Annotated in this window: 6 protein-coding genes; 1 reads left to right on the forward strand and 5 read right to left on the reverse strand. The window is 57.9% G+C overall.

The window, feature by feature from the left end; all coding sequences use genetic code 11:
* The first annotated feature begins 117 nt into the window (after positions 1–117).
* Complete coding sequence (locus RB297_RS11320) at positions 118–1506, forward strand: RsmF rRNA methyltransferase first C-terminal domain-containing protein (RefSeq protein ID WP_375120467.1); 1389 nt, start codon at positions 118–120, stop codon at positions 1504–1506.
* A 314-nt stretch (positions 1507–1820) separates the two neighbouring features.
* On the opposite strand, the gene RB297_RS11325 is transcribed toward RB297_RS11320, so the two are convergent.
* The 5 genes from RB297_RS11325 to RB297_RS11345 are packed head-to-tail and all read right to left on the reverse strand — an operon-like array spanning position 1821 to position 13379.
* Positions 1821–3269 carry an MDR family MFS transporter gene (locus tag RB297_RS11325; RefSeq protein WP_277746600.1) on the reverse strand — a complete coding sequence of 483 codons (1449 nt, stop codon included), beginning with the start codon at positions 3267–3269 and terminating at the stop codon, positions 1821–1823.
* Complete coding sequence (locus RB297_RS11330; protein WP_096776034.1) at positions 3266–3493, reverse strand: MbtH family protein; 228 nt, start codon at positions 3491–3493, stop codon at positions 3266–3268. The genes RB297_RS11325 and RB297_RS11330 overlap by 4 nt, the downstream gene beginning before the upstream one ends.
* Positions 3477–10706, reverse strand: coding sequence for an amino acid adenylation domain-containing protein (locus RB297_RS11335; protein WP_375120468.1), 7230 nt, complete (start codon positions 10704–10706; stop codon positions 3477–3479). Before RB297_RS11335 ends, RB297_RS11330 begins: the two co-directional genes overlap by 17 nt.
* Positions 10707–10721: 15 nt before the next feature.
* Complete coding sequence (locus RB297_RS11340) at positions 10722–11705, reverse strand: isochorismatase family protein (protein WP_375120469.1); 984 nt, start codon at positions 11703–11705, stop codon at positions 10722–10724.
* A 21-nt stretch (positions 11706–11726) separates the two neighbouring features.
* Positions 11727–13379 (reverse strand): (2,3-dihydroxybenzoyl)adenylate synthase, encoded by a 1653-nt coding sequence (locus tag RB297_RS11345; RefSeq protein ID WP_375120470.1) that lies wholly within the window; start codon positions 13377–13379, stop codon positions 11727–11729.

Below are 13379 nucleotides of genomic sequence, written 5' to 3' on the forward strand. Positions count from 1 at the left end.
ACGTGATAAACTAATGACCGATTCCTTAGAGACAAAAGAAGAAATGGGCTCTGAACAGGGATTAACTGCATTAACGCAGCAACATGAACCTTATTCTAAAGAAGGAGCTATTAACGAATGGGAAAGGAACTATTGCCTGTCGGTTTCGTCACCAGCATGAACGAAATCCTTGGGGATGCCTCATGTGACTTTTGGGACAGCTACGATGCGCCCCGCACCCATGGGCTGCGTCTTAACCGGCTGAAAGCGGTTCATGCCGCAGACAGCGTCAAGAAACTCATCCGGGACTTCCAACTGACGCCGGTGTCCTGGTGTGATACCGGATACTATTATGATGAAAGCGTTCGTCCAGGAAAGCACCCTTATCATGCCGCCGGACTATATTATATTCAGGAGCCCTCGGCAATGTCCGCGGTGGAACTGCTGAATCCTCAGCCCGGGGAGACCATCCTGGATCTTGCGGCCGCTCCCGGCGGCAAGACAAGCCATATCGCCTCGAAAATGATGGGCCGGGGACTGCTCGTCTCCAACGAGATCCACCCCGAACGGGCGCGCATTCTGGCCGAGAACGTGGAACGTATGGGAATAACGAATACCGTCGTTACGAGTGCGGCACCGGATCAGCTATCCCGCCGTTTCGTTGCCTGCTTTGACCGGATCATGCTAGATGCGCCATGCTCCGGTGAAGGCATGTTTCGAAAGGATGCCGCTGCAATTGCAGAATGGTCGCCTGAACACGTGGATCTGTGCGTTGCGCGGCAGTGGGACATTGTCCAGGAGGCTTACCGGATGCTCAAGCCAGGCGGAACGTTGGCGTATTCCACCTGTACGTTCAACACGGCGGAAAATGAGGAGATGATCGAGCGCATTCTCTCGCAGTATCCCGATTTGGAACTGCAGCAAATGAAGCGCTTATGGCCACATTTGGAGCGGGGCGAGGGGCATTTTGTTGCCATCTTGGTCAAAACGCCGGCTGCCGAGGCTTACAGCGACGATCAAGAGACCTTTACCAACAGCGGTAAGGCTCAGGCCAAATCAAACCGGGGCGGCAAACAGGCTCCTGCGCTTTCCGCCCTGGCCGACTTTCAAGACTGGGCGAAGCAGGACCTCCCCGGCTTTGAGCTTGGCGGCGGCACGCCGATATTGTTCGGCGAAGAATTATATTGGCTGCCGGTCAGCGAGAGCGTCCCTTGGCACGATAAGCAGCTGAAGGGGCTGAAGATGCCGCGCGCCGGCCTTCATCTGGCCCACCTGAAGAAGAATCGGATCGAGCCGGCTCACGCCCTCGCCATGTCCTTGAACTCAGGCCAAGCCGCCAGAAGCTGGGATCTGCCTTCAGATTCTGGCGAAACGGCTGCTTATTTGCGGGGAGAGGTGATCTCCATTCCTTCCGAATATCGGGGCTGGACTTTGGTGACTACGGACGGACTCCCCCTCGGCTGGGGCAAAGCCAGCGGCGGCCAGCTCAAGAATCACCTGCCCAAGGGCCTGCGCAATCCCAAGTAGCGCCCCTTTCTAATCCCCCAATAAGTGGCGAACAGAGAAAGACTGTCGTTACAGCGGATACGATTTTAAATAACATTCAGTTTTAAATAACATTCAGCATACGAAAAGGCCAATGGGATCAAATTAGCAGACGATTGCGTGCTTGCTGATTCATTTCGTAAAAAGGGACTGTACTCTTCTGCACCAGCATGCAGGAGTACAGCCCCTTTTTCACTTGAAATGCTTTTACGGCTATCCGGCCATCGCCGAAAACTAAGCGTATGTCCACTAAATCCAAGGGGATCTCGTCTATGGCATCCGGATGTTTAGCACGGTTATTTCTCGGCTGGAGTCGCCTGTTCCTTGGCCGGTATTGTAGCGGGTTTGCGAATCGTGGACGCCGCATCGGCATCCCGTATCCATAACGCCGCGCCTGCACCGATGAGCAGGAAGCCAGCGGCCCCAAGCAATGCTGCTCGATATGCCGTCAGATTCGGCCCCAACTCCCCCGCCGCGTTTACGGTCTCCGTTCCAACGGCAGCCAAGATGCCTGATAGAACAGCCAGCCCGATGGCGGGACCAAGCCTGTTCTGCACCGTGAACCAGGTGGAAGCGCGCCCCATCGAAGCAGGCGGGATGGTGGCGAAGGCAGCGATCTGAACGGATCCCACGGTTTGACCAAGGAAAATGCCGACGCCAAATAGCAGGGCCCGTATAAACCACGGATTCGTCCCGGCGTCCACCATGCTGAGCATAATAAAAATCAGCGCGGTAACCGCAAATCCCATGATGATCACTCGCCTAGGGCCCATCCTTGGATACGTCCAGGGTACGAGCTGCGAGGCAACCATCAGCCCGATGGCTTCGGGAAACGTCGTCAGCCCCGTATCCAAGGCGGAGACGTGCAGGGCGTTCTGATACATCAAGGGAAATACGTAGAGCATGCCCAGCAGACCTGCAGATGCACACATTGCGATGATACCTGACGTTCGGAACAAGCGATTGCCCAGCAGCCGCAAATCCAGCAGCGGTTTCGCAGCCCTTAGCTCCACCTTCACCAGAGCAGATAACAGCAGGATGCCAGCCAGGCCGGCGCCCCATACCCGCGGGGCGTCCCACCCGTGCAGCGGTCCCTGGCTCAAGGCGAACATCAGCAGGGCAAGCCCCGGCGCGGACAGCAGCAGGCCCGGCACGTCCAGCTTGCCGGCATCCGGCTCCCGATGCTCCTTCAGCCAGAATAAACCGAACACGAGAGCGGGAATGCCGATCGGCAAGCTCACGAAGAAGATCCACCGCCACGTCAAATATTCAAGAAGCAGCCCGCTCACAACCGGGCCGATTGCAGGCGCAATCGCGATAGGCAGGATGAGCGCCCGGGAGATTTTCGCGCGCTCCTGCGGCGGGAACATGCGGAACAGCATCGCCATGCCGACAGGGGTCAGCAAGCCGCCGCCGATGCCTTGGATCACGCGAAAAAGCGTCAACGCAGCCAAGCTGTCTGCAGAGCTGCACAATACGGATGCTCCGGTAAAAAGGCCCAGTGCCAGGAGAAACGTACGCTTCGTTCCCCATGTATCGCCAAGCCAGCCCGCCATCGGCAGAACGATGGCCAAGCTGACCAAATAACCGACATTCAGCACGCCTGAAGCCGCAGGGGGCACTTCAAGCTCCCTGCTGATCGTCTGAAGCGCCACGTTCAGCACGGTGGCGTCCATGGCAACCACAAACATCGCGGCCACATAGACGATGCATACTACTTTTTTTGGATTCAGCCCATGGCTCATGGTCCGGGTTCCGGAATTGCTCCCGCATCGGCATACAAGCTCCGCGGCCGTAAATCGACCCAGTTCTCGTTGATATAGGCGACGCATTCCTCCCGCGTGCTAAGTCCCAGAACCTGGTTCCAGCCGGCCGGAATAGCCGCGAACGCCGGCCAGAGCGAATATTGGCCCTCGTGGTTCATCAGTACAAGAAACTTGCCGCCGGCTTGCTCAAAAGGATTGGTCATAGATCAGTTCCCTCCTGTCCCTCGTTGTCTCTGTTTTAGATGCCATTTCTTCAAGCTTGTTTAGAATCGTCTTGCCGATCTCATCCAGAGGTCCCGGCTGGCATAAATCCTTATGACGGCATTCGATATCGTGCCGCTCGATTTTGCCGCCTACGTAAGGCTCCCACATCTCCGGGTCGATGGGGTCAAACCAATCCGGGATGATCGTGGAGTGAAAGAATAACATATCTCCCTCAAACCGCTTCGGAATGTAAGCTTTTAGCAGTTGAACCGAATTTTCATAGGTCGTCTTCAGATTCATGATCGTTTCTTCCTCAAGGGACGAGAGCGCGCTGCTCTCTTTTCGCAGCAGTTCAAGGGCAGCCGCTATGGTTAACGGCGCGTCTCCAAGCCCCGCTTCAATGCTCTCCCTGTCGAAGCCTCCAAGCGCCAGCAGCGCGGTCAAAGCCTCGTCTTCGTCGGGTTTTTCCTTGATCGGCAAATAATGGCTCGGATAAGCATCCAGTATGGCGAGCAATTCAATGTCTTCACCCGCTTCCTGCAGCTGTACAGCAATCGACTGAGCGACATTGCCGCCCAAAGACCAGCCGAGCAGCCGATATGGACCCGCTGGCTGTAGGGAGCGGATATGGCCGATGTAGTCTGCCGTCATCTCTTCCAGTGATCCCGGCAGCTCCTCCGCATGGGCAATGCCCCTTGCCTGCAAGCCGTAAATCGGATAATTCATGCCGAGATGCTTCATCAAACCGGCGTAGCACCAGCTTAATCCTCCTGCCGGATGCACGCAGAACAGCGGGGTTTGATCTCCATGCGACCGAAGCGGAAGCACGACCTGCAGCGCGCTGTTCCCGCCGCCCATCTCAAGCTTGTCGACTAGCCCCGCTACCGTCGGTGCTTCGAATAATGCTGCAATGCTCAATTCTTTGCCGAGCGCTTCGCGAACCCGGCTGATGAGCCGGACCGCCAATAAAGAGTGACCGCCGAGCTCGAAAAAGCTGTCATCGATGCCGACCCGCTTGGCGCCGAGGATTTCGGCAAACAGCTCGCATAACACTTCCTCCTGCGGAGTTCGCGGATTGCGCCCATCCGCATCCGGCGACATCTCGGGGGCGGGCAGCGCTTTGCGATCCAGCTTTCCGTTAGGCGTAAGCGGCAGCTTGTCCATCATGACGAAGGCCCATGGAACCATGTAATCAGGAAGCAGCGAAGCGGCATAGCGGCGCAGCTCCGTACCCGAAGGCGATTCACCTGTATTGCCGACGACATAAGCCGCAAGCCGCTGGTCTCCGGGCTGATCCTCACGCACGATGACAGCCGCCTGCGAGAGTGCCTCATGACGCACGAGGACCGATTCGATTTCGCCAAGTTCGATCCGGAAGCCGCGTATCTTCACCTGATGGTCGGACCGTCCCAAATAATCCAGCGTGCCGTCGGCAAAACGTCTCGCCAAATCGCCGGTTCGGTACATTCTTGTCCCCGGCGGGCCGTATGGGTCCGCCACGAACCGGTCGGCGGTAAGGTCGGGACGTCCCCAGTACCCGCGCGCCAATCCTGCGCCGGCAACATACATTTCCCCGATGACGCCATACGGAACGGGTTGAAGCCTGTCATCGAGCACGTACACCCGCAGATCCGGGATCGCTTCGCCGATCAGGCTGCCGGCTCCCGGGAGCGCCAGGTTTCGGTTCAGCTCCATGTAGCTGACATGCACGGTCGTTTCCGTTATACCGTACATGTTGATCAGACGCGGGGCATCGTCGGCATGGCGCCGATACCAATCCGTAAGCCGTCCAAGCTCCAAGGCTTCGCCTCCGAACACTACGTACCTTAGCGACAACTGCCGACCCGTCTCCGGCTGCTCCCGATCCGCCTGAATCAAAGGATAGAACGCCGACGGCGTCTGATTCAGCACGGTCACGCCTTCCCGGACCAGCAAGCCTATCATCTCTTCAGGCGAACGGCTGACCGTATGCGGAACCACGACCAGCCGGCCGCCGCACAAGAGCGGCCCCCATATTTCCCACACCGAGAAATCGAAGGCATACGAATGGAACAAGGTCCATACATCGGTTTCATTAAATTGGAACCAATGCCGGGTGGAATCGAATAGCCGGACGACATTCTGATGCGGCACCAGCACGCCCTTCGGTTTGCCTGTGGAACCGGAGGTATAAATGATATAAGCGGCATTCTGCGGCATAAGCCGTCCAAGACGCTCACGGTCGCTTGGATTCTCCTTGGAATAACCCTGCCATTGCATAGCCTCTTCAGGTCCATCGATGACAACGCGCAGCCATCGTCCGAAACTCGGCAGCTGATCCATCACGTGAACGCTCGTCATGATGCATACCGGACAAGCATTCTCCAACATGTAAGCCAATCGATCCTCCGGATACTCCGGATCCAGGGGCAGGTAAGCGGCCCCCGCTTTAAGCACTGCCAGAATGCAGACGACCATATCCACCGAACGCGGCAGCGCGAGAGCTACGATCTGCTCCGTACCGACGCCGGAGGCAATCAAGAAATGGGCAAGCCGGTTGGCTCGCTCGTTCAGCTCCTCATAACTCATAGACTGGCCGTCATGAACAATCGCGACCGATTGAGGCGAGCGGCTGACCTGCGCTTCAAACCGCTCGGACAAAGTTGCCTGCTCGGTGACTGGCAGCGGCGCACTCCATTGTCGACGAATCTCCTCCTGTTCATCAACGGTTAGAATATCCAGTTTACTGATGGTTTTACTTGGTTCAACGACAGCACTTTCCAATACGCGCACGTATCGTTCCGCCATCGCTTCCGCCGTCCCGCGCTCAAACAAATCCGAGCTGAATTCAATGAAGCCGTCCACTCCGTCCGGCTCGCCGGTTTGATCCCGCCGCTCGGTCAGTTCGAAGGTTAAGTCGAACTTCGAAGTGCCAACGTTTTGCAGCTGCAGCTTCGAGCTGATTCCCGGAAGCTCAAGCGAAGTTTCCGGCGTGTTCTGCAGCACCAGCATCACTTGGAAGAGTGGATGTCTCGCCCGGGAACGCGGAGGATTAAGCGTCTCGACAAGCCGCTCGAACGGCACGTCCTGATGCTCGAAGGCTGCCAAGCTCTTTTCCCGCACCCGTCGCAGCAGCTCATCGAACGTCGGGTCGTTCGACGTATCCACGCGAAACACAAGGGTATTGATGAAGAAACCGATTAAATGATCCAGATTGTCGTCATTCCGACCCGATACGGGGCTACCGATCGGAATGTCCGTACCTGCACCCAGCTTCGTAAACAGCGCAGCCATCGCGGACTGAAATACCATGAATAAAGTCGCCCTGTTGCTCTGCGCGAGCCCATTCAACTGCTGATGCAACTCACGGGATATCGAAAACGGCACGCTGCCGCCCTGATAGCTGGCCACGGCGGGCCGTGGAAAGTCGGTAGGCAGCTCCAATTGCTCCGGTAAGCCGGAGAGCGCTTCGGTCCAATATTCCAGCTGGCGGTCAATCAGGCTGTTCTCGTCGCCCGAGCGGCCAAACAGCTTCTGCTGCCACATGGCATAATCCGCATATTGTACCGGTAACGGAGTCCATGTCGGCTCTCTCCCCAGGCACCTTGCCGCATAGGCATCCGCTAGATCCCGCGTCAACGGGGTAAGCGACCAGCCGTCTCCGGCGATATGATGCAGCAGCAACAGCAGGACAAACTCTCGATCGCCAAGCTTGAACAGCTCTGCCCGAAGGGAAGTTTCGGCTGCAAGCTCGAAACGGTACCTGACGGCATCGGCCAATCGATCCGCAAGCTCCGCTTCGCGGATCTTGGTTACCATTAGCTCCGGCCGGGCCCTCTCGGCATCCAAAATGCGCTGAAACGAAGCCCCGTCGTGTTCAGGATACACCGTGCGCAGCGACTCATGCCGAGCCACTACATCCCCCAGTGCCATACGCAGCGATAACAGATCGAGGTCACCAGACAAACGGGCCACAAGAGGAATATTATAGGTCGGGCTCGGACCCTCCAACCGATATAAAAACCATAACCGCTGCTGCGCAAACGACAGCGGCAAGCGCTCGCATCTTGCCGCGGGACGCACGGCCTGTCTGGCTGCTTGCGCATGATCGAGCCGCTTGACGAGACTCGCGGCCGTTGACGCTTCGAACAGGCTGCCAATGCTTAGCTCTGCGCCGAATGCTTCCCGGATACGGACCATGACCCGGCAGGCTAACAGGGAATGACCGCCAAGCTCGAAGAAATCATCGTCGATGGTAACCCTCGGCAAGCCCAGCACCTCGCCAAAAATCGTGCAAAGCATCTCCTCTTGCGGCGTTCGCGGCATACGCCCGGCCGCCAGCCGGACATCAGGCACGGGAAGCGCTTTGCGATCCACCTTCTTGTTCGGCGTGAGCGGCAGCGCTTCAAGGGCTGCGATGACAGACGGCACCATATACTCCGCCAGTTTCTCTGCGGCATAACTCCGTAAATCTGCCGAATCGATGGGATGTGGCCAGTCTGACGACGGAACGATATAAGCCACAAGCCGGCGATCGCCGACCCGATCCTCGCGAACCATGACAAAAGCCTGCTCCACTGCCGGATGAGCCGCAAGCACGGACTCGATCTCGCCGGTCTCGATCCGGAAGCCGCGCAGCTTGATCTGATGGTCGGCGCGTCCCAAATAATCGATCCAGCCGTTCTCCTGCCAGCGGGCAAGGTCGCCTGTTCGATACATCCGGGAGCCCGGGGGGCCGTAAGGATCCGCGACAAACCGATCCGCCGTCAAGTCGGGTCTTCCCAAGTACCCCCGGCCAAGCCCCAAGCCCGCAATATACAGCTCGCCCGTTACGCCTGGCGGAACCGGTGAGAGCGAAGAATCGAGCACATACAGTCTCGTATTCCACAGCGGTCCTCCGATGGATGGCTTTTCTGGGGCTTGATCGAGTTTTGCCGCCGTCGAATAAATCGTTGTCTCCGTCGGACCATATTGATTGTTCACTTCGCAGTTCAGGTCCTGAAGCGCAAGCTTAAGACCGACCGGCAGCGCCTCGCCCCCGGTAATGACTTTGAGCCGCTCGAATTTCCCTGGGCGGCAAGCGACAATCGACTGCCATAACGTCGGGGTCGCCTGCATGATGGTGGTTCTCGTCTCCCGAATTCGGCGTATGAGCGCCGCTGCGTCGAGAATGGTATCCCGCATCACGATGTCGAGCGTCGAACCGCATGCCAGGGGCAGCAGCATCTCCATGACCGAGATATCGAATGACATCGTGGTGACCGACAGCCAGCGGTCCCGCTCCCCGATGCCCAAACGCTCGCGCATATCCGACAGCAGATTGGCTAGGCCTTCGAACGTGAGCATGACCCCCTTGGGTCGGCCGGTTGATCCGGAAGTATAAATAACGTAGGACGGGTGAAGCGGCAGCAGCGGACGTACGCGATCAGCATCGACAGGATTATGAAAGGCCTGCTGCTCCAATCGCTGAAGGGTAGCCGCGGCATCCAACAGGATTACGTCCTTATCTTCCATGACAGCCGCGAAATGTTCAGACAGCTGCCGGGTCGTTATCAAGCATGCCGGGTTGGCATCGGCAAGCATATAAGCGATCCGATCATCCGGATAGTCCGGATCCAATGGCAAGTATGCCGCCCCGGCCTTATGAACGGCGAGGATGGCAACAAGCATATCCACCGACCGTGGCAGCGACAGGGCAACGATTCGCTCAGGCCCTATTTCCCGGGCAATCAGCAAGCGGGCCAGGCGATTCGCCCGCCTGTTCAGCTCCTCGTAACGAACGGATAGCCCTTCGCATATGACGGCTTCCGCCTGCGGCGTACGCGCAGCCTGCTCCTCGAATAATTGCGGCACGCTGATCTGCGGCAAGGCGCGGGTCGTATCGTTCCACTGAACGAGCACCTTCTCGCGTTCGTCCGGCAAAATATAGTCCAAGCCCCCGACGGGATCATTCGGCTCCGCTTCGGCAAGGCTGTCCAGCAGATACAAATAGCGTTGTAAATGGGACTCTAACTCATCTGCGCCGTAAATCTGCGGATTGGCATCCATGTCGATTCTCAGCCCGTGCCCGCCCAATCCGCCGTACACGTTCATCGTCAAATCATCCACGGGACCGGACGCAAGATTGCGGACGCTGCCTCGGAAACCGCCAACATTCAATTCTTCCGCAAAAGGCATCACATTCACGAGCGGTCCGAATAACCTGCGGTTGTCCGCAAGCAGCTTGAGATCACGCCGGATGTCTTGATGCCTGTAGCGCTGATGCCGCTTGATTTCGCGATTCTCCCGTGCGACCTGCCGCAGCAGATCGATCAGGGTCATATCGGGCCTGACGCGCACCCGGAGCGGCAGCAAATTCATGACCATGCCCGGAATGCGGATGGATGACGAGCCTAAGCGGCACATCACCGGCAATCCAAGGACAACCTCCTCGGCGCCTGTTATACGATGGACATATAGGGCCGCAGCAGCCGCAATCGCATCCGGCCAGCTTGTCCCTGCAGCTTGCGCTGCCGCCTGCAAGCGTTGCATTGAAGATGCCGGGAGCTGCGCCGAACGGCGCAGGAAGCTCCGCGCCGAACGCTGCGCCTGTCCCCCTAAGCTGACCACCTCCGGCTCATCGGCAAAGCGCTGCAGCCAGAATTGGCGATCCGAGTCGAGCTGTTGCGACATGCGGTATGACGCATCTTCTTCCAGGATCGTCCGGAACCTGCCGAACGGGCCTATGCCGGATGTGTCCCCGCCCGTTAAGTCCGTGTAGACCTCGGAAACTTTTTGCAGCAGAAGCGATACGCCGAACCCGTCGATCGCGATATGATGAATGCGTTGGTACCAATAGTAGCGATCGGCGGCGAGCTTGAACAGCGCCTCCGTAAACAGCGGTCCTTGGCTTAGATCGATAGCTTGGGCAAGGTCATGCTCCATCCAGCTTTGGGCAGCAAGATGGGGATCCACCTTCCCGCTGACATCCATCACGTGCAGAGGCCAGTCAGGAGACGTATCGATCGACTGCCAAGGACCGTCCGCATCTTCGCCGAAGCGGGCAAACAGGGCATCGGCCTCCCCCACCACCTGGCGCAAGGCCTTCTCGAAGAGAACCGGATCTACAGGTCCTCGAATCTCAATGCATTCCGCCGTGTTGAATATCGGATTGTCGGGGTCCAGCTGCTGGGCATACCATATCCCCAGCTGCGCACCGGACAGGGACCAGCGCTCCCTCTTTTGCTCAAGCATATGAATTCCCTCCTTTTACACCGTATAGTAATCATAATTGGGCGGTGACACGCGCACGTTCTGCTTGTCCGAAAGCAATCCCCACCAGCCCGCCAGTGTCGGTTGCTCGGCCAACTCCACAAAGCTGATATCCAAGCCCTCGCGCCGGAAGCGCTCGGCCAAACTCATGATGCGAATGGAATCCAGTCCCCAGTATTCAATCAAATGGTCATCCTCGCCGATGCTCGACGGCCGTTCCTGCAGCAATTCCGCTACGTTCTCTCGCAGCGTCTGCAGCGTGAGCGGCGATAGCTCCTCCACAGCATCTGCGGGTCTTCCCTCTCCGGTTCGAGCTTCGGAACGACCCGAGACGGGGTGACGCGCCGGAGTCAGCGAAGCGATCAGTCGTTCCGTGGTCAGCGTAACGGCGCAGCGTTCCGCTGCATAAACAAGTGCCAGACGGTGCTTCTCTAACGAGAAATCCGCAAGGGCATCCGCAATGAAGAACGGCTGTATGTCTTTCATGAAAGCTTCGCCGGCGGTCAACAGACAGCCGATGTGAGCATAGATCCCGCAGATCATCAGCTGGTCGCGGCCGAACTCGCGCATGATTTCATGCAGATCGGTCTTCTGGAAGGCGCTGTACCTCCATTTGGTCAACAGCATATCCCGTTCCGACGGCGCCACCGCATCCACGAACTTTTTCTGGTAGGGACCGTCGTTGATGCCGGATCCCCAGAAATCCTGCAGCAGGCCGCGCTGCTCCGGTGCCTGGCCCCCGGGCTGGGCCGAATAGATCACGGGAATGCCAAGCTCCGCGCAGCAGGAACGCAGCTTCTGAATATGGGCGATCAGTTCCACGACCGGCGATTGATCAGGCGTGAACGCGTCGATGAAATATTGCTGCATATCGTGGATGAGCAGCACGGCACGGTTCGGATCCGCCGTCCATGCTACCTTGTTCTTGGGCAGGTCGGTCTCCCCTGGCATGGGATAAGGTAAAATCTTAGGAAGTGCCATCCATATCTCCTCATTTCGATATTATTTGGAAAGTTTCAGCCGTGCGTCCTGATTCTGAGCCGCGAGCTCCCGCAGCTGCTTTTTGCTTACTTTGCCGACACCCGTGTGGGGGAAGGAATCCATAAATTCCACCCGATCCGGGATTTTGTACGCAGCGAGCCCTCTATTCCTGAGAAACGCCTTCAGCTCATTGCCGCTAACCGCGCCATGATGAACGATAACGAAGGCGCAGGTCCGCTCGCCCAGATACTCGTCCGGCATCGCGACCACGGCAGCATCGTGCACGCTGGGGTGGGCAAGCAGATGGTTCTCCACCTCTTCGGCTGCAACCTTGTCCCCCCCTCGGTTAATTTGATCCTTGGAACGGCCTTGGATCACCAGGTAACCTGAAGGCGTCATGCTGGCAAGGTCACCCGTGCGATAGAAGCCGTCCGTGGTAAAAGCCTTTTCGTTATGCTTGTCCGCTTTATAGTAGCCGCGAATCGTATAAGGCCCCCGTGTCAGCAATTCCCCGACTTCGCCGGGGGCTACCTCGACATCATCCTCATCGACCAGCTTCACTTCATCGTAAGGGGACATGGGCCGCCCCTGCGTATGCACCGTTATGTCTTCGGGGTCATCCAGCCGGGTATAGTTCACCAAGCCTTCCGCCATCCCGTACACTTGCTGCAGCTTGCATCCCAGCACCGTTTGCACGCGTTTGGCCGCCTCCGCACTGAATTTGGCCCCGCCTACCTGCAGCACCTGCAGATTGGAGAGGTCTTCGGAACGGGATGGTGCCGTTTCAAGCCAAATCATGGCCAGGGGCGGAACGACCGCCGCTATCGTGACGCCCTCGGAAGCGATCAGCGGAAATGCCGCATCCGGACTCGCTGACCGGGCAAGAACAACCCTGCCTCCGGCATACAGCGTCCCCAGCACGCCCGGCGAGCTGAGCGGGAAATTATGCGCGACGGGAAGTACCGCCAAATAAACGCTATCCTTATCCAGCGAGCAGATTTCGGCGCTCATGCGCAAGCTGTAAATATAGTCGTCATGCGTGCGCGGTATGAGCTTCGGCAGTCCGGTCGTCCCGCCCGACAGCTGGAGAAACGCGACATCGCCGGGATCAGGGCCTTCCGTGTTTGATCCGTACAAAGAGCGCTCCGAATCATCGAGGTACAAATCGTCCAGGGATACGAACGCCCCCGGACCCGGGTCGCCGGCTACGATGACATGGCGGAGGGAAGGCACCGATGCCTGAACCTGAGCCGCCAGGTCGCGATAATCAAAGCCCGTTTCCATATCGGGAATGATATACGCGGCGGCTTCGCTAAAGCCGCACAGATATACGATTTCGTTCCGGCGATGAACGGGCAGAGCGAAGACGGGAAGCGCTCCGATCCGGAACAGCGCGAATATCGTATCGAAAAATGAAGCGATATTCGGCAACTGAACGATAACCCGCTCCTGTGCCTTAATGCCGAGCTTAAGAAATCCCGCGGCCAATCGATCCACCCGGTTGTCCAGCTCGGCGTAGCTTATGTGCCGGTCGCCGCACACGACCGCAACCCGTTCCCCATGCGCTGCAGCCCGTTTACGCAAGAGCTCTCCAAAGGTTTCGCCCTGCCAGCAGCCTGCCTCCCGGTAGCTGGCGGCAAATTCCTCCGGCCAAGCCTTACAACCTGCCAACAT

It is taken from the genome of Paenibacillus sp. CR_12, assembly GCF_041953985.1.
In the GTDB taxonomy this organism is placed as follows: Bacteria; Bacillota; Bacilli; order Paenibacillales; family Paenibacillaceae; genus Paenibacillus_AQ; species Paenibacillus_AQ lautus_A.

Coding starts and splice junctions, on each gene's coding strand:
- RB297_RS11320 (WP_375120467.1), top strand. CDS start 118: ATGGGAAAGGAACTATTGCCTGTCGGTTTCGTCACCAGCATGAACGAA.
- RB297_RS11325 (WP_277746600.1), bottom strand. CDS start 3,269: ATGAGCCATGGGCTGAATCCAAAAAAAGTAGTATGCATCGTCTATGTG.
- RB297_RS11330 (WP_096776034.1), bottom strand. CDS start 3,493: ATGACCAATCCTTTTGAGCAAGCCGGCGGCAAGTTTCTTGTACTGATG.
- RB297_RS11335 (WP_375120468.1), bottom strand. CDS start 10,706: ATGCTTGAGCAAAAGAGGGAGCGCTGGTCCCTGTCCGGTGCGCAGCTG.
- RB297_RS11340 (WP_375120469.1), bottom strand. CDS start 11,705: ATGGCACTTCCTAAGATTTTACCTTATCCCATGCCAGGGGAGACCGAC.
- RB297_RS11345 (WP_375120470.1), bottom strand. CDS start 13,379: ATGTTGGCAGGTTGTAAGGCTTGGCCGGAGGAATTTGCCGCCAGCTAC.